This window comes from Burkholderia aenigmatica (genome assembly GCF_902499175.1).
Classification (GTDB): Bacteria; Pseudomonadota; Gammaproteobacteria; order Burkholderiales; family Burkholderiaceae; genus Burkholderia; species Burkholderia aenigmatica.
The window spans coordinates 208,723-230,840 of sequence record NZ_CABVQC010000004.1 but is presented as its reverse complement, the minus strand read 5'-3'; the positions used below and the strand labels follow the sequence as shown (position 1 = coordinate 230,840).

Annotated in this window: 24 protein-coding genes; 18 read left to right on the top strand and 6 right to left on the bottom strand. The window is 67.2% G+C overall.

Annotated features, from left to right (window positions below; translation table 11 throughout):
* The 11 genes from BDO18943_RS05085 to BDO18943_RS05035 form a co-directional block, all read left to right on the top strand.
* Positions 1-195, top strand: a 195-nt coding sequence (locus tag BDO18943_RS05085; protein ID WP_175021507.1) for a hypothetical protein, incomplete at its 5' end; no start/stop codon positions are given.
* Complete coding sequence (locus BDO18943_RS05080; protein WP_089429479.1) at positions 185-379, top strand: DUF1656 domain-containing protein; 195 nt, start codon at positions 185-187, stop codon at positions 377-379. The genes BDO18943_RS05085 and BDO18943_RS05080, both read left to right, overlap by 11 nt.
* 23 nt (positions 380-402) lie before the next feature.
* On the top strand, positions 403-1,317 hold the full coding sequence (locus BDO18943_RS05075; RefSeq protein WP_043185806.1) for a biotin/lipoyl-binding protein: 915 nt from the start codon (positions 403-405) through the stop codon (positions 1,315-1,317).
* 11 nt (positions 1,318-1,328) lie between these two features.
* Positions 1,329-2,804, top strand: a complete 1,476-nt coding sequence (locus tag BDO18943_RS05070; protein WP_175021506.1) for an efflux transporter outer membrane subunit — start codon at positions 1,329-1,331, stop codon at positions 2,802-2,804.
* A 58-nt stretch (positions 2,805-2,862) separates the two neighbouring features.
* On the top strand, positions 2,863-3,303 hold the full coding sequence (locus tag BDO18943_RS05065) for a hypothetical protein (RefSeq protein WP_175021505.1): 441 nt from the start codon (positions 2,863-2,865) through the stop codon (positions 3,301-3,303).
* Between the two features lie 52 nt (positions 3,304-3,355).
* Entirely contained in the window at positions 3,356-4,099 is a 744-nt protein-coding gene (locus BDO18943_RS05060; protein ID WP_210771943.1) for a 4'-phosphopantetheinyl transferase family protein, read from the top strand.
* A gap of 265 nt (positions 4,100-4,364) precedes the next feature.
* On the top strand, positions 4,365-5,522 hold the full coding sequence (locus BDO18943_RS05055) for an efflux RND transporter periplasmic adaptor subunit (RefSeq protein WP_175021503.1): 1,158 nt from the start codon (positions 4,365-4,367) through the stop codon (positions 5,520-5,522).
* A 20-nt stretch (positions 5,523-5,542) separates the two neighbouring features.
* Positions 5,543-8,686 carry an efflux RND transporter permease subunit gene (locus tag BDO18943_RS05050; protein ID WP_175021502.1) on the top strand — a complete coding sequence of 1,048 codons (3,144 nt, stop codon included), beginning with the start codon at positions 5,543-5,545 and terminating at the stop codon, positions 8,684-8,686.
* A 4-nt stretch (positions 8,687-8,690) separates the two neighbouring features.
* Entirely contained in the window at positions 8,691-10,133 is a 1,443-nt protein-coding gene (locus BDO18943_RS05045; RefSeq protein WP_175021501.1) for an efflux transporter outer membrane subunit, read from the top strand.
* Between the two features lie 113 nt (positions 10,134-10,246).
* Entirely contained in the window at positions 10,247-10,936 is a 690-nt protein-coding gene (locus BDO18943_RS05040; protein ID WP_175021500.1) for a response regulator, read from the top strand.
* Positions 10,933-11,199 carry a hypothetical protein gene (locus BDO18943_RS05035; RefSeq protein ID WP_175021499.1) on the top strand — a complete coding sequence of 89 codons (267 nt, stop codon included), beginning with the start codon at positions 10,933-10,935 and terminating at the stop codon, positions 11,197-11,199. The genes BDO18943_RS05040 and BDO18943_RS05035 overlap by 4 nt, the downstream gene beginning before the upstream one ends.
* Before the next feature lie 100 nt (positions 11,200-11,299).
* Here BDO18943_RS05035 and BDO18943_RS05030 read toward each other — a convergent pair whose 3' ends face one another.
* Both BDO18943_RS05030 and BDO18943_RS05025 read right to left on the bottom strand, forming a co-directional pair.
* Positions 11,300-12,460 (bottom strand): AraC family transcriptional regulator, encoded by a 1,161-nt coding sequence (locus BDO18943_RS05030; protein ID WP_043185763.1) that lies wholly within the window; start codon positions 12,458-12,460, stop codon positions 11,300-11,302.
* Positions 12,460-14,094 (bottom strand): AMP-binding protein, encoded by a 1,635-nt coding sequence (locus BDO18943_RS05025; RefSeq protein ID WP_175021498.1) that lies wholly within the window; start codon positions 14,092-14,094, stop codon positions 12,460-12,462. The genes BDO18943_RS05030 and BDO18943_RS05025 overlap by 1 nt, the downstream gene beginning before the upstream one ends.
* Before the next feature lie 536 nt (positions 14,095-14,630).
* On the opposite strand from BDO18943_RS05025, the gene BDO18943_RS05020 reads away from it, so the two are divergent.
* On the top strand, positions 14,631-15,086 hold the full coding sequence (locus BDO18943_RS05020; RefSeq protein ID WP_175021497.1) for a carboxymuconolactone decarboxylase family protein: 456 nt from the start codon (positions 14,631-14,633) through the stop codon (positions 15,084-15,086).
* Between the two features lie 139 nt (positions 15,087-15,225).
* On the top strand, positions 15,226-16,326 hold the full coding sequence (locus BDO18943_RS05015; RefSeq protein WP_175021496.1) for an AraC family transcriptional regulator: 1,101 nt from the start codon (positions 15,226-15,228) through the stop codon (positions 16,324-16,326).
* A 40-nt stretch (positions 16,327-16,366) separates the two neighbouring features.
* On the opposite strand, the gene BDO18943_RS05010 is transcribed toward BDO18943_RS05015, so the two are convergent.
* The 4 genes from BDO18943_RS05010 to BDO18943_RS04995 form a co-directional block, all read right to left on the bottom strand.
* Entirely contained in the window at positions 16,367-16,885 is a 519-nt protein-coding gene (locus BDO18943_RS05010) for an RNA polymerase sigma factor (protein WP_175021495.1), read from the bottom strand.
* 1 nt (position 16,886) lies between these two features.
* Positions 16,887-17,105 (bottom strand): YgaP family membrane protein, encoded by a 219-nt coding sequence (locus BDO18943_RS05005; protein WP_175021494.1) that lies wholly within the window; start codon positions 17,103-17,105, stop codon positions 16,887-16,889.
* Between the two features lie 101 nt (positions 17,106-17,206).
* A complete protein-coding gene (locus BDO18943_RS05000) occupies positions 17,207-18,709 on the bottom strand; it encodes a sensor histidine kinase (RefSeq protein ID WP_175021493.1) in 1,503 nt (500 codons plus the stop codon).
* Entirely contained in the window at positions 18,709-19,428 is a 720-nt protein-coding gene (locus tag BDO18943_RS04995; RefSeq protein ID WP_039353478.1) for a response regulator transcription factor, read from the bottom strand. Before BDO18943_RS04995 ends, BDO18943_RS05000 begins: the two co-directional genes overlap by 1 nt.
* 409 nt (positions 19,429-19,837) lie before the next feature.
* Here BDO18943_RS04995 and BDO18943_RS04990 point away from each other — a divergent pair, with 409 nt between their 5' ends.
* From BDO18943_RS04990 to BDO18943_RS04970, 5 genes are all read left to right on the top strand, one after another.
* A complete protein-coding gene (locus BDO18943_RS04990) occupies positions 19,838-20,377 on the top strand; it encodes a DUF4303 domain-containing protein (protein ID WP_175021492.1) in 540 nt (179 codons plus the stop codon).
* A gap of 146 nt (positions 20,378-20,523) precedes the next feature.
* The gene (locus BDO18943_RS43050; RefSeq protein WP_175021491.1) at positions 20,524-20,664 is read left to right on the top strand and encodes a hypothetical protein; all 141 of its coding nucleotides are present in this window, start codon (positions 20,524-20,526) and stop codon (positions 20,662-20,664) included.
* Positions 20,665-20,669: 5 nt separating this feature from the next.
* Positions 20,670-21,131, top strand: coding sequence for a hypothetical protein (locus BDO18943_RS04980; RefSeq protein ID WP_235995835.1), 462 nt, complete (start codon positions 20,670-20,672; stop codon positions 21,129-21,131).
* A gap of 258 nt (positions 21,132-21,389) precedes the next feature.
* Positions 21,390-21,665, top strand: a complete 276-nt coding sequence (locus BDO18943_RS04975) for a hypothetical protein (RefSeq protein ID WP_175021490.1) — start codon at positions 21,390-21,392, stop codon at positions 21,663-21,665.
* 5 nt (positions 21,666-21,670) lie between these two features.
* Complete coding sequence (locus tag BDO18943_RS04970; RefSeq protein WP_235995825.1) at positions 21,671-22,111, top strand: hypothetical protein; 441 nt, start codon at positions 21,671-21,673, stop codon at positions 22,109-22,111.
* Positions 22,112-22,118 lie beyond the last annotated feature (7 nt).

Sequence of the window (22,118 nt, the reverse complement as noted above, 5' to 3'; positions counted from 1 at the left end):
CACGCGGCCGCCCCGAAGCGCGCGGCCCGGCATGCACGGCGCGCCGCGCACGCCCTCGCCGGCCTCGCCGCCTCGCAGCCGGGCAATACCGAACTGAAGTGGCTGATGGCCGCGTTCGCCGACGTCTACGTGCTGCTGCACACGTACGCCGCCTATTTCACCACCGTTCCGGAGCGCGCCCGCGATGCTCAGTGAATTCCCGCTGGCCGGCATCTACCTGCCGCCGTTCTTCGTCTATGCGTGCGCGACCGTGCCGCTCTACATGGCCGTGCGCGCGCTGCTCGCCCGGCTCGGCGTGCTGCGCCGCGTGTGGCATCCAGCGTTGTTCGAGTTCGCGATTTCGCTCGTGCTGGTCGCCACGCTGATCCTCTACTTCTAGCCTTCGTCGGAACGTATCGCGTCATGTCGCTCAAACCCCTCACCCGCTCCCTGCTGACACTCGCCACGGTGGCCGTCGCGATCGTGCTGGTCGCCGCACTCTGGCATGCGTACGTCCTCGCGCCGTGGACGCGCGACGCGCGCGTGAGCGCGCACGTCGTGCGGATCGCGCCCGAAGTGTCGGGCACCGTCGTCGAAGTCGCGGTGATCGACAACCAGCGCGTCGCGAAAGGCGACGTGCTGTACCGGATCGATCCGCAGCGCTTCGCGCTGGCGGTGGAGCAGGCGGAAGCGCAGGTCGCCGCGACCGCCGAGACGATGCGCCAGAAGCGCGACGAAGCACAGCGGCGAACCGGCCTCGACGATCTCGTGCCGCGCGAGGACATCCAGCGCTCGGGCCGCGCGGTGGCGATCGCGCAGGCCGAGCACCGCAAGGCGCTGGCCGCGCTCGACGTCGCGAAGCTCGACCTCGAACGCACGACGCTGCGCTCGCCGGTCGACGGCTACGTGACGCAACTGCGCCTGCGTCACGGCGACTACGCAGTCGAAGGCAAGCCCGGCATCTCGGTGCTCGACGCGCACAGCTTCTGGATCACCGGCTATTTCGAGGAAACCAAGCTGCGCCGCATCGCGACGGACGCACCCGCGACGATCCGGCTGATGGGCTTCGATCCGCTGTTGAGCGGGCACGTGACGAGCATCGGCCGCGGCATCGCGGACGAGAACGGCACGCTCGACGAGCTCGGCCTGCCGGCCGTCAACCCGACCTTCAGCTGGGTTCGGCTCGCGCAGCGCATTCCGGTGCGCATCGAAATCGACCGGGTGCCGGCCGGCGTCCTGCTGGCGGCAGGCATGACCTGCAGCGTCGAAGTCGGCGAACGCGGACGCGAGCGCACGCCGCGCGGCCGGCTCGCGTCGTGGCTGCACGCATGGATGTGAAGGAGGCGACGATGCGATATCCGTTCCCGCCTTTACACGCGACGCGCTACGTGCGCGCCTTCGCCACCGCCTGCACGTGCGCGCTGGCCGCGTGCACGACGGTCGGCCCCGATTACGTGGCGCCGCAGCCCGCGCATCCGCCCGGCTGGATCGCGCCGCGCGACACGGTGCCGGCCGATCCCGCGCAGTTGCAGGACTGGTGGCGCGCGTTCGGCGATGCGCAGCTCGATGCGCTGGTGGATCAGGCGATCGCGCACAACCAGGATCTCGCGATCGCACGCCAGCGGCTGCTGCAGGCGCGCGCCGAGCGCGACCAGATCGCGAGTCGCCTCGGCCCGACCGTCACCGCGGGCGGTAACGCCGATGCGCTGCGCTCGTCGCGGGCGCTCGACGGCTCCCCCGGCATCGGCCAGTCGCGCACCTACCGGCTCGGCTTCGACGCGTCGTGGGAGCTCGACCTGTTCGGCGGCACGCGACGCGCGGTCGAATCGGCCGATGCGCAGATCGATGCGCTCGACGACGATCGCCACGCGATCCTCGTGAGCCTGCTGGCCGAGCTCGCGTCGGATTACGCAGCGCTGCGGGCGACCCAGGAGCGGCTGCGGATCGCGATGGACAACGTCGCGAGCCTCGACGCCACGCGGCGGCTGACCGAGCAGTCGAACCGGCGCGGCCTCGGCACGTCGTTCGCGGTCGCCCAGGCGCGTGCCGAGCTGCAGCTCGCGCAGGCGACCCTGCCGCCGCTGCAACGGGACGTCGCGCAGCTCGCACACGCGATCGGCGTGCTCGTCGGCGGTTTTCCGGAAACGCTGCGCGACGCGCTGAGCGCGCCCGGCGCGACGCTGCCGGTCGCGCCCGCGCTGCCCGTCACGCTGCCGTCGGACGTGATCCGCGAACGCCCCGACATTCGCGCCGCCGAACGGCGGCTTGCCGCCGCGACCGCGCAGATCGGCGTCGCGCGCGCCGAACAGTTTCCGCATTTCGCGATTCCGCTGAGCCTCGGCACGACGGCGAGCCTCGTGCAGGACCTGTTCACGGGTGCGAGCGTCGCCTGGTCGGTCGCGCTCGACGGCACGCAGACGCTATACGACGGCGGCCGCGCAAAAGCCGGCGTCGACGCCGCGCGCGCGGCGGCCGAGGCCGCACGGCTCGCGTACGAGCAGCGGATCCGCAGCGCGTTTCGCGATGTCGAGGACGCACTCGTTGTGATCGGCGCCGCACGCGACCGGCAGGCCATGCTCGCGGCAGCCGTCGACAGCAGCCAGGATGCGCAATCGCGTGCGACGCGGCTGTACCGCAACGGTCTCGGCGAATACCTGTCGGTGCTCACCGCGCAGCGCGCAACCTACCGCGCACGCGATGCGCTCGCGCTCAGCCGGCTCGCGCAGGTGCAAGGCGCGATCGCGCTCTACAAGTCGCTCGGCGTCGGCTGGCGCGACGCGCCGCCGGTCGCGCAGGCCAGCGCAACGCCGGCGAACGCACCTTGATCGCCGCAGCACGACCGCCCCGGCGCTTCGGCGTCGCTCATCCCCCGGAGAAACCTCGATGCCCGCTCTCGATCCGAATGATTTCACGCTGCACGACATCCATCTCTTTCCGGTCTGCGTGTTTTGCGCCGAACACGCGACACCGGGCTACGCGCCCCGCTGGGAACGCGAGATCGACGCGCTGATGCGCCACGGCGAGCCATTCGTCATCGTCTACATCGAGCTCGATACCGACGAGAGCCACGACGACCGCAAGCATCGCGCGATCTGGCTCAAGCAGAACAAGGACGCGCTGGGTGCCGTCTGCAAGGCGCTCGTCAGCGTCGAACCGGATCCCGACCGGCGCGCCGAAGTGGCCGCGCAGGGCGAAACCGCCGTCAAGGCATTCGGGATTCCGCATCATGCGGTGGCGTCGTTCGGACAGGCCCTGTCGCTCGCCGCGCGGCTCACGCGGCAGCATTCAGGGAACGACGCACAGCAGGCCGGACAACAGGCATGACGGGGCCGGCGCGCTACGCCGCGCTGAATTCGCCACCGGCGCGAGGGCCGGCATGCGCTATCCCGCCCTGACGATCGCGGGCTCGCACACGCTTGCGTCATGTCCGTCGCGGCCCCCCGATGCAGGCGAGATCCTGTTGTGGCGACTGCGCGGCGAATGGCAGCTCGTCACCAGCGAGCAAGGTCATCTCAGCCTGTCGAAGACGGAACTGCGGCGGGTCAGGACGCATCCCAATCGCGCGCATGCCCGCCGCTTTGCAATCGGCCGATCGGCGCTGCGTGCGATCCTGGGGACACTGGCCGGCCGCGCGGCCGACGAACTGACGCTGATCGACCGCGATGCCGACCATATCGCGATCGCGGGCTGCGACCGGCTGGACGGGCTCGATGTCGTGGTCGGCCATGCCGGGATCTGGATCGTCATCGCGATCGCGCGTGGCCCGATCGGACTGGGCATCGCGCAGACCAGCACGCTCGCCGATCCGGTATCGCGCGACCAGCTTCGGCTGGACAGCATCTCGAATGCGTGCGGGCGCGGACACGGCGCCACGCTCGCGTCGCTGGCGCCGCTCGCGGGGTCGTTCCGCGAAGTCGATACGCCGCATGCGGGCAACTGGCGCCTGCTCGATCTCCCGCTCTCCGGCCTGGCCTGCGCGGCAACCGTTGCCGCTCGCCAGATGGATCGGATCCACGCGGTCGGCTGGCGCGGCGAGCGGAATGAATGGCTGGCCGATCGCGATCGGCAACTGCGGGCGGAGAAGGTGCGCGGGGCAGCGGTCATTGGCGAAGCCGGATAGGCCAGCGCCGAAACCCTCGCGTCGCATGCTTGCGCTACGACCGCCGTCGGCATCGCCGATGGGAGCCGTTCATGGGAGTACACAAAGGTTGCCTGTTATGGGAACGGTCAACCTCGATGCAGGGTGGCGGCCCGGCACGCCCGCTCCCGCCTATCTTTCCTCTCCATCAAACCTCCATCTTTCCGCACAAAAACCTCCATCGGGCGCACGCACACTGCGATCCGAAAATGCGGGCCGTCGGGTGCCTGCGTCCCATGGAGTCCACATGAAGAATCAGAAACGAACCTGCTACGGCGCCGCCGGCGCGCTGGTGGCGGCGATGCTGGCGGGCTGCGGGCCTTCCGAACAGCAGGCCGCCGTACCGCCCACGCCGGTCGCTGCGATGACCGTTGCCGCTTCGCCCCTCGACGTGAGCGAAGACCTGCCGGGCCGCGTCGCGGCCGTGCGGATCGCCGAGATCCGGCCGCAGGTCAGCGGCATCGTGCAGCGCCGGCTGTTCGAGCAAGGCACCGAAGTCCGTGCAGGCCAGTCGCTGTTCCAGATCAATCCGGCGCCGTTCAAGGCCGAAATGGATACGGCCGCCGCGTCGCTGCAGCGCGCGCAGGCCGCGCTCGAACGCGCGAAGGTACAGACGGCGCGCTTCAAGCCGCTCGTCGAGGCCGATGCGATCAGCCGCCAAGTGTACGACGACGCCGTGTCGCAGCGCGACCAGGCCGCCGCCGACGTCGCACAGGCCCGCGCGACGCTCGCGCGCCGCCAGCTCGACCTGAAGTTCGCGACCGTCGAGGCGCCGATCACGGGCCGGATCGACCAGGCTCTCGTGACCGAAGGCGCACTGGTGTCGAGCAGCGACAGCCAGCCGATGGCGCGCATCCAGCAGATCGACCAGGTCTACGTGGACGTGCGCCAGCCGGCCGCGTCGCTCGAATCACTGCGCGGCGCGCTCGCGGCCCAGCCTGACGCTTCAGGCAACGGGCTGCCGATCGACGTGCTGCGCGACGACGATACGCGCTACGACGCGCGCGGCCGCATGCTGTTCTCGGGCGTCAACGTCGATCCGGGCACCGGCGACGTGCTGCTGCGCGTACTGGTCGACAACCCGAAGCGCCAGCTTCTGCCCGGCATGTATGTGCGTGCCCGCATTCCGCGCGCGCACTACGCGAACGCGGTGACGGTGCCGCAACAGGCCGTCGTGCGCGCCGGCGGCAAGCCGCAGCTGTGGGTGCTCGACGCGAAGGGCACCGCGCATCTGAAGGCCGTCGAAGTAGGCGAACTGACGAACCGCAGCTATCGCATCAAGTCGGGCCTGCAGGCCGGCCAGAAAGTCGTCGTCGAAGGGATGGAACGCCTGATCGACGGCGCACCGGCCGCCGCCACCGACTGGAAGTCGCCTGACGCGGCTGCCACCGCGTCCGCGCACTGAGCCACGAGGAGCCTCCAGTCATGGCTGAATTCTTTATCCGCCGCCCGGTGTTTGCGTGGGTGATCGCGCTCTTCATCATCCTCGCGGGGCTGATCGCGATCCCGCAACTGCCGGTCGCGCGCTACCCGTCGGTCGCGCCGCCGTCCGTCACGATCACCGCGAACTACCCGGGTGCCACGCCGCAGACGATGAACGACGGCGTGCTGAGCCTCATCGAGCGCGAACTGTCCGGCGTCAAGAACCTGCTGTACTTCGAATCGTCGGCCGATACGTCCGGCTCCGCGCAGATCACCGTGACGTTCAAGCCCGGTACCAATCCGGAGATGGCGCAGGTCGACGTGCAGAACAAGATCAAGTCGGTCGAACCGCGCCTGCCGGCAGCCGTGCGCCAGAACGGGCTGATCGTCGAGTCCGCGTCGTCCGGCTTCCTGATGCTGATCGGCCTGCGCTCCGACAACGGCCGCTTCGACGAAGGCGCACTCGCCGACTACATGGCGCGCAGCGTGTCCGAGGAACTGCGGCGAGTCGACGGCGTCGGGCGCGTGCTGCAGTTCGGCTCCGAACGCGCGATGCGCATCTGGGTCGATCCGCAAAAGCTGATCAATTACGGCCTGTCGACGAGCGACCTGACGACCGCGATCGGCCAGCAGAACGTGCAGATCGCGCCGGGCAGCCTCGGTGCGCTGCCCGCACTGAATGGCCAGCGCGTGACCGTGCCGCTCACGGTACAGGGCCAGCTCACGACGCCGGAAGAGTTCGCGAAGGTCGTGCTGCGCGCGAACGCGGACGGTTCGAAGGTCGTGCTCGGCGACGTCGCGCGCGTCGAACTCGGTTCGCAAAACTACACGTTCGTGAGCCGCGAAAACAACAAGCCTGCCACCCTCGCCGGCGTGCAGCTCGCGCCGGGCGCCAACGCGGTGAAGACCGCGGATGCGATCCGCGCGCGTATGGCCGAACTGAGCAAGTCGATGCCGTCGGGGATGACCTACTCGATCCCGCTCGACACGTCGCCGTTCGTGAAGATCTCGATCGAGAAGGTGCTGCACACGCTGCTCGAAGCGATGGTGCTCGTGTTCCTCGTGATGTACCTGTTCCTGCAGAACGTGCGCTACACGCTGATCCCGGCCATCGTCGCGCCGGTCGCGATGCTCGGCACGTTCGCGGTGATGCTGATGGCCGGCTTCTCGATCAACGTGCTGACGATGTTCGGCATGGTGCTCGCGATCGGCATCATCGTCGACGATGCGATCGTGGTCGTCGAGAACGTCGAACGCCTGATGGCCGAGGAAGGCCTGTCGCCGAAGGACGCGACGTCGAAGGCGATGAAGGAGATCACCGGCGCGATCATCGGCGTCACGCTGGTGCTGACCGCGGTGTTCCTGCCGATGGCAATGGCAAGCGGCTCGGTCGGCGTGATCTACAAGCAGTTCACGATGTCGATGGCGGTGTCGATCCTGTTCTCGGCGCTGCTCGCGCTGACGCTCACGCCAGCCCTGTGCGCGACGATGCTCAAGCCGGTCGAACCGGGCCACCACGAGAAGCGCGGCTTCTTCGGCTGGTTCAACCGCCGCTTCGATCGCCTGACGACATGGTACGAAACCCGCGTCGGACGCCTGGTCGGCCGCACGGGTCGCGTGATGCTGGTGTTCGTGGCGATTTCGGGCGCGCTGGTGTTCGGCTTCCGCGGCCTGCCGTCGTCGTTCCTGCCGGACGAGGACCAGGGCTACTTCATCACCAGCTTTCTGCTGCCCGCAGACGCTACCGCCGAGCGTACGCATGACGTGGTCAAGACGCTGGAGAAGCATCTTGCTGCGCGTCCGGCAATCCGGTCGAGCATTTCCGTGATCGGCTACGGCTTCTCGGGGCAGGGCCCGAACGCGGCGATCAACTGGTCCGTGATGAAGGACTGGAAGGACCGCGGCGACTCGTCGACCCTCGAGGAAGGCATGCTGGCCCAGCAGGCGATGGCCGGCGTGACCGAAGGCACCGTGATGAGCCTGCTGCCGCCGGCCATCGACGAACTCGGCAACAGCTCGGGCTTCTCGATGCGTCTGGAAGACCGTGCCAACCAGGGCACGGCGGCGCTCAAGGCAGCGGAAGTCAAGCTGCTCGAACTCGCCGCGCAAAGCAAGGTCGTGACCGGCGTGTACCCGGACAGTCTCCCTGCCGGCACGAGCATCCGTCTCGAGATCGACCGCGCGAAGGCGCAGGCGCTCGGCGTGTCGTTCACGACGCTCAGCGACACGCTGTCGACCGCGATGGGTTCGACCTACGTGAACGACTTCCCGAACGCGGGTCGCATGCAGCAGGTGATCATCCAGGCTGACGCACCCGCGCGCATGCAGATCGACAACGTGATGAAGCTGTACGTGCGCAACGCGGCCGGCGGCATGGTGCCGCTGTCGGAAGTGGTTCGCCCGGTGTGGACCGAGACGCCGCTGCAGATGGTGCGCTTCAAGGGCTATCCGTCCGCGCGTCTCTCCGGCACGGCCGCCCCCGGCCAGTCGAGCGGCGCCGCGATGGCCGAGATGGAACGGCTTGCCGCGCAACTGCCGCCGGGCTTCGCGGTCGAGTGGACCGGCCAGTCGCTGCAGGAACGCCAGTCGGCGTCGCAGGCGCCGATGCTGATGGTGCTGTCGATGATCGTCGTGTTCCTGGTGCTCGCCGCGCTGTACGAAAGCTGGTCGATCCCGCTGTCGGTGATGCTGGTGGTGCCGCTCGGCCTGATCGGCGCGATCGGTGCGGTCCTGCTGCGCGGGTTGCCGAACGACGTGTTCTTCAAGGTCGGGATGATCACCGTGATCGGCCTTTCCGCGAAGAACGCGATCCTGATCGTCGAGTTCGCGAAGCAGTTGCGCGCGGAAGGCAAGGGGCTGATCGAAGCGGCCGTACAGGCATCGAAGCTGCGCCTGCGCCCGATCCTGATGACCTCGCTCGCGTTCGGCCTCGGCGTCGTGCCGCTGATGATCGCGACCGGCGCGAGCGCCGAGACGCAGCACGCGATCGGCACCGGCGTGTTCGGCGGCATGGTGACCGCTACCGTGCTGGCCATCTTCTTCGTTCCGGTGTTCTTCGTGTTCGTGATGAGCATCCAGGAACGCATCGCGGCCTGGCAGGCATCCCGCAAGAAGCCCGCGGCCGTGAAGCACGAACAACAAGGTTGACGTCATGCGATTGCTCATTCTTACCGCAGCCGTCTCCGCCGCGCTCTCGCTGTCGGCGTGCTCGATGGCGCCGAAGCTGGTCAGGCCCGAGATGCCGGTGCCGACCGCCTATACGACCGCTGCCGCGGCCGACCAGCACGCGAACGCGGCCGATCTCGGCTGGCGCACGATGTTCGGCGACCGTCGCCTGCAGCGCCTGATCGAGCTCGCGCTCGACAACAACCGCGACCTGCGCCTGGCCGCGCTGAACGTGCAGGCCGCCGAAGCGCAGTACGGCATCCAGCGCTCCGCGCGCCTGCCGTCGATCGGCGCCGGCGCGAGCTTCACGCGCCAGCGCACGGCGGCCGACTCGCAATCGAATCCGCCGCTGCTCGAGAACACGCAGAACCAGTACGGTGTGAACGTCGGCGTCAGCGCGTTCGAGATCGACCTGTTCGGCCGCGTGAAGTCGCTGTCCGATGCGGCGTTCGCACGCTACCTCGCGACCGATCATGGCCGCCGCGCGGTGCAGATCGCACTCGTCGGCTCCGTGGCCAACGCGTATTTCGCCGAGCGCCTCGCGCAGGAACAGCGCGCGCTGTCCGAACGCACGCTGAACGACTGGCGCCAGTCGCTCGATCTCGCGCGCCGGCTCAAGGAAGCGAACCAGGCGAGCGGCGTCGACATCGCGCAGGCCGAAGGCCAGGTCGCGAGCGCCAGCGCCGATCTCGAAGCGCGTTCGCGCGCCGTCGAGCAGGCGGGCAACGCGCTGCGGCTGCTGGTCGGCACCGACCTGCCGAAGAGCCTGCCCGATCCGCTGTCGCTGGAGCGCCAGCCGGTGATGACGCAACTGCCGGCCGGCCTGCCGTCGGAATTGCTGTACCGCCGGCCGGACATCCAGCAGGCCGAGCAGAACCTCGTCGCCGCCAATGCCGACATCGGCGCCGCGCGCGCGGCGTTCTTCCCGCGCCTGTCGCTGACCTCGTCGATCGGCTTCCTCAGCCCGGGGCTGGGCAGCCTGTTCGACGGCGGCCAGCGCGTGTGGAGCTTCGCACCGCAGGTCACGTTGCCGATCTTCCAGGGCGGCCGGCTGCGTTCCGAGCTGACGCTTGCGGAAGTGCGCAAGTCCAGCGCGGTCGTCGAGTACGAACGCTCGATCCAGACTGCATTCCGCGAAGTGGCCGACGGCCTCGCCGGGCGCGAGACCTTCAGCCGCCAGATCGACGCACAGGCCAAGGTGGTCAAGAGTGCCGAGCGCCGTACCGATCTCGTGAACCTGCGCTATCGCGCCGGCATCGAGGGCAGACTGGAACTGCTCGACTCGCAGCGACAGCTGTATGCCGCGCGCCAGGCGCTGCTGGATCTGCGCAACGCCGAACTGGACAACGCGGTCGCGCTCTACAAGGCGCTCGGCGGCGGCCTGATCGACACCGACGTGCCGCCCGCCAACAGCGTCGCGAGCAACTGAGCAACGGGCCGTCGCCGATCCGTTCGCGACAGCCGAAAGCACGGTGCAGTCCGGCGGCGCACGTGCCGCGCCGCCGGACTGCCTACAGGTCACGCTCACTTCCAGCGATACCGATGAACCCGCTCATACTCATTGCCGAAGACGATCCGGAGATCGCCGAAATACTCGACGCCTACCTCGCTCACGACGGCTTACGCACCTATCGCGTCGGTCACGGCCAGGCCGTGCTCGACGTGCAGCCCGTGCTGAAGCCCGACCTGATCCTGCTCGACGTCAAGATGCCGAAGAAGGACGGCTGGGAAGTCCTGGTCGAACTGCGACGCCGCATCGACACGCCGATCGTCATCGTCACGGCGCTCGACCGCGAAATCGACCGCCTGCAGGGGCTGCGTTTCGGCGCGGACGACTACATCACGAAGCCGTTCAATCCGGCCGAGGTGGTCGCGCGCATCCGCGCGATCCTGCGTCGTTTCGAAACGGCCGCCTCGGGACGCGTCATCAAGGTCGGCAACCTTGAAATCGATACGCAAAGCTATCTGACCACGGTCCGCACGGACGCCGGAGAAACCGGCGTCTCGCTGACGCTGACCGAATTCCGGCTGCTCGCCCACCTGGCCGGCTCGCCGAACCGCGTATTCACGCGCGGCGAACTGATCGACGCCTGCCTCGCCGACGTCGATGCGCTGGAGCGGACCGTCGACAGCCATATCAGCCGGCTGCGCAAGAAGCTCGAATGCGCGGGCGCGTCCGGGGTGCCGGAGGTGATGCGCGGCGTCGGCTACCGGCTGCGCAGCACGCAGTGAACGCACATCGTGGATCCCGTCTGCGGGTGGCGCGGATCGTCGGCCTCCTGTCAGCCGCCTTCGTGCTGGCGATCGCCGATGCAGGGTTCATCGCGTATTGCGTGGTCCAGGCGGTCTGGTTCCCCGCGACAGACAGCGCACTCGCGGCCGTGATTCACGAAACGCCGGATTACCTCGTATTCGCCGCATTGATGTTGGCCGGACTGGTTCTGTCGATCGTCGATCTGGTCAAACTCGCGCGCACGCCCCCAATCCGGCGATGAGCACACGAGTCCGATCACGTCACCGATGGGCGCCGTCCATGGGAGCGCGCGAAGGTATCCGGTTATGGGAACCGGCTACCTTGAAGCTTGACGCGACCCGTTACGCGCGCCGCCGGTAAGTGCCGGGCGTGCTCCCCGTCCAGTGCCGGAACGCGCGGTGGAACGCGCTGGGATCGTCGAAGCCGATGTCGGCGCCGATCGCCGCGATCGTGTCGGGCGTGTCGGTCAGCCGCTGGATCGCGATGTCGCGCCGCAGTTCGTCCTTGAGCACCTGGAACGTCGTCCCTTCGGCGGCCAGGTGGCGGCTCAGCGTGCGCACCGAGCAATGCAGGTGCTCGGCCGCGTGATCGATCACGGGCAGGTCGGGCAACGCTTCCGACAGGTACTGCCGCACGCGATGGCACACGAGCTGTTCGCTGAACGATTCGAAGATCCAGTCGCCGGGTGCGCGCGCGAGGAACTTGCGCAGGTTGCGCTTGCTCTGCCGGATCGGCGCGTCGAGGTAGTCCGCGCTGAAGCGCATCAGCGTGCGCTCGCAGTCGAACTGCACGGCGCCGGTGAAGAAGTACAGGTGGTCGACCGCATGGCGCGGCCGCGGGCACGCGAACTCGATCTGCAGCAGCGGGATCTTCTGCCCGATCAGCCAGGAGCACACGCCGTGCACGAGCTTGAGCATCAGTTCCTGGCCGAGCGCGCCGATCGGGCCGATCGCGTCGTTCGGGCGCAGCACCGCCTGCGCGACGAGGCCGTCGCGCTTCGATTCGACGAAGAAATCGTCGAGCAGGATATGGAAGAATTGCCCGAAACGATGCAGCGCCGTTTCGAGGTTGCGCGCATCGAGCAGGCTCAGGCACAGGTACTTCAGCGTGCCGCCGCGCAGCGGGCGCGAGAAGATGCCGGGCATCTCGTCGTCGAGGTCGATCGCGAGCGTACGGTACAGCGTCGAGAACTGCTCCTCCGTCACGCGCGCATGCGGTTCGCCGAGCAGCTCGATCGGGATGCCGGCCCCGCGCAGGTAGCGCTCGACCACGTCGCGCTGCACGCCCGCGCTTGCGAGGAAGCCGTTGACGAGCGAGATCGGCACCGTCGCGCTCGGCGACGGCAGTGCACGCCCCGGCGCAGGCTCGGGCTGGGCGGAAAGTGAATCTGAACCAGTCATCGCGTCCCCGTCGATCGAACCGCTCGCATTGTACTTGAGCGGCCCGTGCGGAGCCTTCCGGGCCCTCGGCGCGCCGGGCCCTGCGCGGCGCGCCGACGCCATCAGTCGGTGCGGCTGAGTTCCCGGCGCAGGATCTTGCCGACGGTCGACTTCGGCAGCCGGTCGACGAAGCGAATGAGCTTCGGCACCTTGTAGGCCGCGAGGCTCGCGCGGCAATGCGCGACGAGTTGCTCCTCCGTCACGTAGGCATCCTGCGCCAGCACCACGAACAGCTTGACGGCCTCGCCCGTGCGCGCGTCCGGCACGCCGATGCACGCGCATTCGGCGACGCCCGGCACGCCGGTCGCCACGGCCTCCACCTCGTTCGGGTACACGTTGAAGCCCGACACGATGATCATGTCCTTCTTGCGGTCGACGATCCGCAGGAAACCGGCTTCGTCGAACACGCCAACGTCGCCGGTGCGGAAATAGCCGTCGGCCGTGAACGCGGCCGCATTCGCGTCCGGTTTCTGCCAGTAGCCGCCCATCACCTGCGGCCCCTTCACGCAGATCTCGCCCGCGCCGCCGATCGCCACCTCGTTGTCCTGGTCGTCGAGCAGCTTCACGTCGGTCGACGGCAGCGGCAGGCCCGTGGTGCCCGTGAACGAGTCGATCGACTGCGGGTTGAACGACACGACCGGCGACGTTTCCGACAGCCCGTAACCCTCGCGGATGAAATTGCCCGTCACCGCCTTCCAGCGCGACGAGATCACGTCGATCACAGCCGCGCCGCCGCCGGCCGACAGCTTCAGCCGCGACCAGTCGACTTCCGTCAGGCGCGGATGGCCCGCGAGCCCCGCGTACAGCGTGTTCACGCCGACGAACACCGTCGGCCGCGCGACCTTCAGCACGTCGATGAAGCCGTCCATGTCGCGCGGGTTCGCGATCAGCCGGTTCTGCGCGCCGATCCCGAAGTAGGACAGGAAGTTCACCGTCAGCGCGAAGATGTGATACAGCGGGATCGCCGTGACGACGACCTCCTCGCCCGGCTCGCGCGCCGCCGGCACGATCGCGCCGAACTGCTCGATGTTCGCGACGAGGTTGCGGTGCGACAGCGCGGCGCCCTTCGACAGGCCGGTCGTGCCGCCCGTGTACTGCAGCAGCAGCAGATCCGCGCCGCTCAGCGCGACCGGTTCGCACGCGAGCGATTCCCCGGCGGCGATGGCGTCCGCGAGCGGGACCGAGCCGGGCGGCAGCGCGTCGCATGCGCCGGCCGGCGCATCGACGACGCCGAGATCGCCGCGCCCGACGCTCAGCACGGTGCGCACGCGCGTGCCCCCGACCACCTCGGCGAACGTGCCCATCGACCCGCCGCACACCACGGCGACCTCGACACCCGCGTCGTTGAGCTGATGCTCGAGCTCGCGCGCCGTGTAGAGCGGGTTCACGTTGACCTGGATCGCACCGATCTTCGCGATGGCGACGAACGCGACCGGGAACGCGAGTACGTTCGGCAGCATCACGGCGACGCGATCGCCCTTGCGCACGCCCACGATCTGCTGCAGATAAGCGGCCAGCGCGGTCGACAGACGGTCGACGTCGGCATAGGTGAGCGTGCGGCCATATGAGTGGAACGCCGGGCGATCGGCGAAACGGCGCATCGCGTTGTCCAGCAGCGCGCTTACGGAAGGAAAGCGATCGGGATCGATCTCGGCGGGGATCGAGCCATACGACCCGGTCCAGTGTCTCTTCGTCATGTCTCACTCCACGGGGGACGGCGCGCCGGCCGCGCCGTTCGCACGATGGCCTGCACGCCGGAGAAGCGCGGACCATCGCCTGACCGGCGACTATCGCCCACGCGGCGCGCTTTGAAAATGATCCGGGTGGCCGAAAAGATGATCGAAACGGACACGCGGGGGTCTGCGCTTGTCTAGACAACATCGCACGATGCCGTCACTTCGGCCGGCGTCAGCCGGCCCTACTATCGGTCCATTTGCATGAACACCATACGGGATCGGGCGATTCCTGTCGCCGGCCGCGCCTGATACGATCGCTTCGCTTCCGGTTCGCCACGGCCGAACGTGCCGCGCGCCGCAGCCGATGCCGCCGATACACACCATCCGCACAACGGGTCATGCGCGCATCCTCACCCCGTCTCGTCGGTCGATCCCGCCACCGGACAATCAGGATTACTGCACACATTACGCCGGCCTCGGCAGCGTGCAACACCTGATCAAGCAACACGGCCAGTCCACCCAACGATCCAGTCCCGCTCTTTCAAAGGTCAGTCGCCATGCCAGAACGCATCCCGTTTGGACAACTCCCCGCCCGGCTCCTCGACGTCGTGCTCAACGTCGAGGAATATGCGAACAACACCGGCCACGATTTCAAGCTTGTGGAACTGGTACGCGCACGCGTATCGCAGCTCAATGGCTGCGCCTACTGCCTCGACCGCCACATCAAGGAGGGCATCCACGCGGGCGAAGATCCGCTGCGCTACCACCTGCTGCCCGTATGGCACGAAACGCCCGATCTCTACAGCCCGAAGGAGCAGGCCGCGCTGCGCTGGGCGGAAGCGCTGACGCTGATCAGCGAGCACGCGATCGGCGACGCACTCGTCGACGCGACGCGCGCGCACTTCGATCGCGACGAACTGGTCACGCTCACGCTGATCGTCGCGCAGATCAACACGTGGAACCGGCTCGCGAAGCCGTTCGCCTGGCAGGCCGGTGTGTTCCAGGCCGGTTGACGCCGGGTCGCCGCGGTTGCGGCGCGCCGCGCCGGGTGGCGCCGGCACGCGTATCAGGGTGAACCCTGTAGCGCATGGGACCGATCCCGAGCAGAATTGCGTGCCGTAAACGATATCGATTCGGACGCAGGACTCTCCCATGCCGCGCAGCGCGCTCTTGAACCCGACGACCGCCCGCGCAGCCCGCCTGCCGGACGTCGAGCCGACCCACGCGTTGCGCGAGCAGCGCTTCACGCCGGCCAAGCTGGCCGTGCTGCTCGACGTGGCGGCGCAAGCCGGCATCGACCCGGCCGCGGTGCTCGACGGTACCGGCCTCACGCCGGCCGCCGTCGCGGACCCGTTCACGCTCACGTCGCCGCTGCAGTTCCTCACGGCCGCGCGCAATGCAATCGGCCGCTACGACGACACCGACCTCGGCGTGCGCGTCGGCCATCGGCTGCACGTGTCGAGCTACGGGATGTACGGCTACGCGATGCTGTGTTCGGAATCGCTCGCGCACGCGTTCGAATCGGCCGTCAAATATCACCGGCTCGCGAACGGCATGCTCGCGATCCGCTGGGTCGAACAGGGCGATACCGCGTCGTGGCAGTTTCCCGACCGGCACGAAGTCGCGCTGCCCGATCTCGACGAGCCGTTGTACCGTTTCCTGATCGACATGCAGTTCGCGTTGCACGTGACGATCATCAAGGACGTGATGGGTGCGTGGTGCGTGCCGGCGCGTGCGCAGTTCGCGCAACCGCAGCCGGCACACGCGGCACTGCTGGCCGATGCGCTCGAATGCCCGATCGCCTTCGACCAGCCGCATCACGTGCTCAGCTACCCGGCCGCGTGGCTCACGCGCGCGCCGCAGCTCGCGAATCCGATTACCGCCGCGCAGGTGTCGTCGCATTGCGCGAGCCTGCTCGATGAATTGCGCAGCCAGGCCGGCGTCACGCGGCGCGTGTACCAGGAACTCACGCGCACGCCCGGGCAGTTTCCGGACATCGACGCGATCGCGGCGATCCTGTGCATCACATCGCGCACGCTGCGCCGCAAGCTCGAAGCCGAAGGCACGTCGTACAGCGAGTTGCTGGCGAGCGTGCGCAAGGCGCTCGCGATCGATTACCTCAGCACGACCACGCTCAGCACCGAGGACATCGCGTTGACACTCGGCTTCAGCGACGCCGTGGGGTTTCGCCATGCGTTCAAGCGCTGGACCGGCATGACGCCGAGCGACGTGCGGCGCAAGCGCGGCGGGTGAGCCCGACCGCTGGCTGAGCCGGGCCGACGAGCACGGCCGGCTACGCGAGCAGGTATTCGCGCGCGAGCGTGCGGGCCCGGTGCAGGCGGCTTTTCGCGGCCGACGACGACAGCCCGACGCGCGCCGCGATCTCGGCAATCGTCAGCTCCTCGAAATCGCGCATCAGCAGGATGTCGCGATAGTCCTGCGGCAGCGACTCCAGCGCGTCGACCAGCTCGCGCCGCAACGCGTCGGTGTCGCGGCTGGCCAGCCAGCGGTCGACCTTCTCCTCGTCGTACGGATCGTGGTGCAATGCCGTGCGGCCGAGCCGCCGGCATTCGCGGCGCACGACGCTGAACAGCCAGCCCGAGAACGCGGCCAGCGTGCGCACCGACGTCACCTTGCGCGACACGATCAGCAGCGCTTCCTGCACCGCATCGTCGACGTCGGAAATGAAGCAGTTGCGCTGCGCATAGCGGCGCGCGTCGGGCTGGCACAGCCGCAGCAGCCGTTCGAGCGCGAGCGGGTCGCCCGCGCGGGCGGCCTCGATCGCGTTCAGCCGTTGCTCGTCCGTCGGCATGTCAATCCTTCGATTTGAGCGATTTGTCGAGACGGCGGCCGACCATCGCGCACGCCGGACAGAAGCCGACCATCCCGGACACGACGATACCGGCGGCCGCCACCGCGACGACAGTGCCGGCGACGCCCTTGAGCCACGCCAGCGCCAGCACGGCAACGACCGCACCCAGTACGATCCGGACCACGCGTTCCCACGCGGGAACATTCTTCACATAAAACATCGGGAGCCTCTTTCAGGTTGTCGAGAGAAAACCTCTCACCTGCCAAGAGGGCCGCACGCGGACATCCGGTTCGCGCCCCGTTTAATTTTTTTTGCCGCGCATCAGCGCACGCCATCAGACCCGGGCGCCACCGCCAGCGCGAACTCGAACACCGCACCCCGCCCGGCCTGGTCGACCAGCCGGATACTGCTGCCATTGAGCGCCAGCATCCGGTGCACGATCAGCAGCCCGAGCCCGCCGCTCGTCACCGCGCCGCCGCTCATCGGCCGCTGCGGCCGCTGGAACAGCCCTTCGCGCCGCGCCGCCGGAATCCCCTCCCCGGTATCGGCCACGGTCACGACCACGCGGTCGCCGCGCGGCTCCAGCACAACCTCGACCTCGCCGTGCTGCGGCGTGTGGCGCAACGCGTTGTCGAGCAGATTGGTCAGCACACGCTCGATCATCCCGAGATCGGCCGACACCGGCGGCACGCGCGGCGGGATCCGCGCATGCAGCGCGACGCCGCGCGCCTGCGCGGTCAGTTCGAATTTCTGGAACACGTCCTGCACGAGATCGACGAGCGAGAACGGCTCGCGTTCGGCCTGCACGCCACCCGATTCGAGCCGCGCGAGCTCGAACAGCGCCTGCGCGAGCCGGCCGACCTTCGCGCTCTGCGCGAGCGCGATCGACAGGTAGCGCCGCCGTTCGGTCTCGGCGAGCGTGTCGGCCTTCAGCGACAGCGTCTCCAGGTAGCCGTGCAGCGACGTCAGCGGCGTGCGCAGGTCGTGCGAGATGTTCGTGATCAGTTCGCGCCGCTGCTGGTCCTGGTGCGTCAGCGCACGCCACTGGTCGCCGATCCGGTCGGCCATCTGCGCGAACGCGGATTCGAGCACGACGATGTCGTCGCCGCGCCGGCCCGGCCGCGAACGCGGCACCGGCGGCTGCGTGTCGGGCGTGCCGTTCGCATCGAAGCGGCGCATCGCGTCCGTCAGCCGGCGCAGCGGGCGCGTGATGAAGCTGAACGCGGTGAGGCCCGCGAGCAGGCCGAGCAGCGCGACCAGCGCCATCGACCACAGCGTCGTGCGCAGCACGTTGCCCGCGTCGACGCGCGCGGCCAGCCGGTCGTGCGCCTCGCCGAGCAGCACCACGTAGATGTAGCCCGACGGCGGCTGCCCCGCGCGCTGCAGCGGCGCGGCGCTGAACACCTTGCGCGCATCGGGGCTGCGCGGGTCGTCGCCGAGGATCGGCAACGGCTCGCCCGCGATGAAGCGTTGCACGGGCGCGAGATCGACGCGGTCGCGCTTCACGTGGCCGGGCGGCGCATCGTCGCCCTTGATGCGCCCCGCGTTGTCGAGCAGATAGACTTCGACGCTCGGGTTCACGCCCATCAACTGCCCGAACAGCGTGCGCACGGCGTCCGGGCGCAGCCCGTTCGCGTCCATCAACGGCGCGCTGTGGGTCACGCTGTCGACGATATTGGCGGCCAGGTCGCGCGACAGCCCCTGCACGACTTCCTGCTCGCGCATGTCGTTCGCACGGATCTGCAGCCACGCGGACGCGCCCGAGCATGCGAGCAGCAGCACCGAGAACACGAGCGACAGCCGCTGGGTGAGCGTGAGCTTCATCATGCGTCCCGCTGGCCCGGCGCGGCGAGCTTGTAGCCGCGGCCCCACACGGTGAGGATCCGCACGGGTTCGGCCGGATCGGCCTCGATCTTCGCGCGCAGCCGGTTGATATGGGTGTTGACCGTGTGTTCGTAGCCTTCGTGCTGGTAGCCCCACACGGCATTGAGCAGGTCCATCCGCGAGAACACCTTGCCCGGGTGCCGCGCGAAGAAATACAGCAGGTCGAATTCGCGTGGCGTGAGGTCGATGCGCGCGCCGTCCACGCTCGCCTCGCGCGCGATCGGGTCGATCGCCAGCCCCGCGACGTCGAGCGTGCCCGCGTCGATCCGCGAATCGCGCGCGAGCGCATCGACGCGCCGCAGCAGCGCCTTCACACGTGCGACGAGCTCCAGCACCGAGAACGGCTTGGCCAGATAGTCGTCGGCACCGAGTTCGAGGCCGAGGATCCGGTGCACCTCGCTCGAACGCGCGCTCGTGATGATGATCGGTGTGTAGCGCGTCATCGCGCGCGCCCGCCGGCAGATTTCGAGGCCGTCGACGCCCGGCAGCATCAGGTCGAGGATCAGCGCATCCCAGCCGCCCTGTTCGAGCAGGCGCAGCCCCTCGGCACCGTCCGCGCTGTGCACGACCTCGTAGCGCTCGTCGCGCAGGTGCAGGCTCAGCACGTCGGCGATGTCGGCATCGTCCTCGACGATCAGGATGCGTTTCGGTTGGTCCATGGCGGCGGGCGGCGGCACGTCGGTGCCGTGGTCGGGTATCGGTTCGGGCCGGCCCCGGTCCGGCTGGCCGGGGTGCCGGGGGCGAATCGCGGCAACGGGCCGCGCTGCCGCCATTGTGCAAAATTTTGCGGCGGCAGGTGATCACGATTCGTTTAACTTTGGCTGGTGCCAGTACTGGACGTCAATATTGGCAAGGCTATCCGATCCGGCCCCTGGATGACGATTTTTATCAGACGGTGAGAACGCTCCATAGATGAGAAAGCGCAAGACGAGTCGGTCGGGTTCGTCGATGCGCTGCTGCGGACGACGTTCATCGCCCCGTTTCTATCTTCACGCCCCGATAATCGGGGCTTTGGCCAGCCAGGCCCGGCATAAGTGAACAGAGCTTACGAACTCACGGACACGCACCATGAACACTCAAGACTTGATCGCACATATTGCCCAAGCAACCGCAACAGTATTTTCGGCCCTGAGGAACGAGCACCCCGACGAGGACTTCTATGCTTTTGCGCTGTATACGGACAGCAGCGCAATGTCCGTTCAGGCGGCAGGAAACTCGGAGCAAGCACTCGAGGAGGTACTAAAGAACGCTGAGGATCGCAGTCCGGAATCAGATGCGTACTCTCGATGGGCCAGCTCCGAGTGGGCCTATGAAGCCTTTCGCGGCGTAGGGTTCAAGGAAATCTCGAAAGCTCTTCGGGAGTCGCCCGACCGAAGCAATTTCAGTAAATTTAAGGCTGACGCTCACGCAGCCATGATCGAGGCGCTCCGAACAGCGGATGCAAGTGGAGTGTTTGGCACCGGGACAGATCGGGAAAAGATCATCATTTTCGTGACCATCACAGATGACAACGATGCGGAGCAACTTGAGAACGACTCTGCAAAACAGCTCAATTCTCCCGCGGCATATCAAAAATTTCTGAATAGGTACGATGTCGCTGGATCCTGATACGGTCGTGGTAAGTCCGCAGTGCCGATCAAGTCGAGACGAGTGATTGCACCATCCTGATGAGGTTTCCCAGCTAAGTGGCGGCTCGGGCGACGGCGAACCGACTCAAGGTTCCCGGGTTCTTCGATGTGGTGTTGAAGTCCGTGATGGGCGCAAAGCATACGCGAACCAAAGCCATGTTGCTGGGCCCTGCCATCTTCTCGGTATTAAAAGCGCTGGAGGAGCTCGACTTTACGTTCGCTCACGACGGCACCAAGAGCGTGATGATGTGGTCGAACGACAAATGAGCAAGATGGAAAGCAGGAAACGGCTGTTGCGTCGAACCGGTCGATCTGGCCTGACGAGAGAAATGTTGTTGCCGCTGTCGACGGAAAAGATCCGTGCGCTGTCGCTGGAGAACCATCTTGCGCTGGCCACGATGCGCGGCGGCCGCGGCGACCTCGATCAGGTAAGTTGCCTGGTGCGCGTCGTGTACCTCGCGTTCTATCTGCGGGAAGCGACGTCGGCCGGCGCCGATTTTGACCTGTATCGGCGTGCCAAAGCGGCGCTCGATGCGTGCGTCACGCGGGCGGAACAAGGCGAGCGCTGCCTGCTGCTCGACCACGAACTGGCGACCGTCGAGCGAATTCTCGTCGTTCACGACGAGCAGTTGGCCGCCATCCCGTGGCATCGCTACCTAGATGCCTGGAAGCGGCTGAAACACTACATCGTGGCCGGCAAGCGCTCGCCAATCGCGGCTGCAGCAGGTACCTGAGAATCATGATTGAAAGGCATCTGTCAGTGCGTGAGTGAAGCTAGACCGATAACGTCGACCTATCTGCATAGCGACGAGGTTCAGCGGGCTCGGCAGTTTGATCAGGCGTTCGGGGCCCACAAGGGATAGCCCGTCTCAGGCCGACGACGCCAAACTGATAGAGATTCTGAATTTTCCCGTTAAATCATCGCGTTAAGGTGTTTTTGGCGAAAATTTCACGAATCCCGGCCGCCCCTCTATAAGGGTGCAGGAACGTACATGTCGACAGACTACGTCGGGACAAATCAAGGCGTGCTGATGGACCGCGGTCAGGTTTTCCAACACTGGGGACCGCCCGACGTACTGCTGAAAATCCCGACGTCGGAGCTCTCTTCGGCAACCGTTCCAAGGCCACTTGGAGGAAAGCTGTCGGTTGGATGGGAACCAGAAACATCGTTCTACCCGGCAGCTGGATCCGGCGGACAGAATCAGTTCATGGGAACAACGAAATCGCGGTCTGACGACTGGATTATCCCGGTCGATAAATCAATGTGAACGTCATGGATCAAGATATTCAAGATATGTTTCGGCGCTACCGCGATCGAGGTGTTGATTTGCAACAGCTACGCGCATGGTTAGATGACCAAGGAACGCGCGTCGAAGCACAAATTCCACGAGGTCAGTTGTTGAAGCTTCGGCGGGGAAGCGAAGCCCAGAGCAACGGAGCGATCGCTCAGTTGTTGCCCGCGTGTACGCACTGCCTTGGTATCGGTTTGCCCAAGCAGTTCGTGTCACGCATGGAGTATCAGCAATATTCACAACGCCGTGATGCTGCTGTTGCAAGCGGGATTCTCACGGAAATCACTCCGCCGCTTTTTGATTCCGAAGGCGCAGGCTCGGCTGGTTCTGCAATGTACTATCGTTGCTCTCAGTGTCATTCGATTTGGGCATTCGTGGAGCCTGAGAGGGCGGAAAACGGCTCATGGAATAGAATTATTTGAATTTCAC

What these genes read in the sequence shown, in the direction of transcription:
- BDO18943_RS05080 (WP_089429479.1), top strand. Translation starts at nt 185, where the DNA reads ATGCTCAGTGAATTCCCGCTGGCCGGCATCTACCTGCCGCCGTTCTTC.
- BDO18943_RS05075 (WP_043185806.1), top strand. Translation starts at nt 403, where the DNA reads ATGTCGCTCAAACCCCTCACCCGCTCCCTGCTGACACTCGCCACGGTG.
- BDO18943_RS05070 (WP_175021506.1), top strand. Translation starts at nt 1,329, where the DNA reads ATGCGATATCCGTTCCCGCCTTTACACGCGACGCGCTACGTGCGCGCC.
- BDO18943_RS05065 (WP_175021505.1), top strand. Translation starts at nt 2,863, where the DNA reads ATGCCCGCTCTCGATCCGAATGATTTCACGCTGCACGACATCCATCTC.
- BDO18943_RS05060 (WP_210771943.1), top strand. Translation starts at nt 3,356, where the DNA reads ATGCGCTATCCCGCCCTGACGATCGCGGGCTCGCACACGCTTGCGTCA.
- BDO18943_RS05055 (WP_175021503.1), top strand. Translation starts at nt 4,365, where the DNA reads ATGAAGAATCAGAAACGAACCTGCTACGGCGCCGCCGGCGCGCTGGTG.
- BDO18943_RS05050 (WP_175021502.1), top strand. Translation starts at nt 5,543, where the DNA reads ATGGCTGAATTCTTTATCCGCCGCCCGGTGTTTGCGTGGGTGATCGCG.
- BDO18943_RS05045 (WP_175021501.1), top strand. Translation starts at nt 8,691, where the DNA reads ATGCGATTGCTCATTCTTACCGCAGCCGTCTCCGCCGCGCTCTCGCTG.
- BDO18943_RS05040 (WP_175021500.1), top strand. Translation starts at nt 10,247, where the DNA reads ATGAACCCGCTCATACTCATTGCCGAAGACGATCCGGAGATCGCCGAA.
- BDO18943_RS05030 (WP_043185763.1), bottom strand. Translation starts at nt 12,460, where the DNA reads ATGGCGTCGGCGCGCCGCGCAGGGCCCGGCGCGCCGAGGGCCCGGAAG.
- BDO18943_RS05025 (WP_175021498.1), bottom strand. Translation starts at nt 14,094, where the DNA reads ATGACGAAGAGACACTGGACCGGGTCGTATGGCTCGATCCCCGCCGAG.
- BDO18943_RS05020 (WP_175021497.1), top strand. Translation starts at nt 14,631, where the DNA reads ATGCCAGAACGCATCCCGTTTGGACAACTCCCCGCCCGGCTCCTCGAC.
- BDO18943_RS05015 (WP_175021496.1), top strand. Translation starts at nt 15,226, where the DNA reads ATGCCGCGCAGCGCGCTCTTGAACCCGACGACCGCCCGCGCAGCCCGC.
- BDO18943_RS05010 (WP_175021495.1), bottom strand. Translation starts at nt 16,885, where the DNA reads ATGCCGACGGACGAGCAACGGCTGAACGCGATCGAGGCCGCCCGCGCG.
- BDO18943_RS05005 (WP_175021494.1), bottom strand. Translation starts at nt 17,105, where the DNA reads ATGTTTTATGTGAAGAATGTTCCCGCGTGGGAACGCGTGGTCCGGATC.
- BDO18943_RS05000 (WP_175021493.1), bottom strand. Translation starts at nt 18,709, where the DNA reads ATGAAGCTCACGCTCACCCAGCGGCTGTCGCTCGTGTTCTCGGTGCTG.
- BDO18943_RS04995 (WP_039353478.1), bottom strand. Translation starts at nt 19,428, where the DNA reads ATGGACCAACCGAAACGCATCCTGATCGTCGAGGACGATGCCGACATC.
- BDO18943_RS04990 (WP_175021492.1), top strand. Translation starts at nt 19,838, where the DNA reads ATGAACACTCAAGACTTGATCGCACATATTGCCCAAGCAACCGCAACA.
- BDO18943_RS43050 (WP_175021491.1), top strand. Translation starts at nt 20,524, where the DNA reads ATGGGCGCAAAGCATACGCGAACCAAAGCCATGTTGCTGGGCCCTGCC.
- BDO18943_RS04980 (WP_235995835.1), top strand. Translation starts at nt 20,670, where the DNA reads ATGGAAAGCAGGAAACGGCTGTTGCGTCGAACCGGTCGATCTGGCCTG.
- BDO18943_RS04975 (WP_175021490.1), top strand. Translation starts at nt 21,390, where the DNA reads ATGTCGACAGACTACGTCGGGACAAATCAAGGCGTGCTGATGGACCGC.
- BDO18943_RS04970 (WP_235995825.1), top strand. Translation starts at nt 21,671, where the DNA reads ATGGATCAAGATATTCAAGATATGTTTCGGCGCTACCGCGATCGAGGT.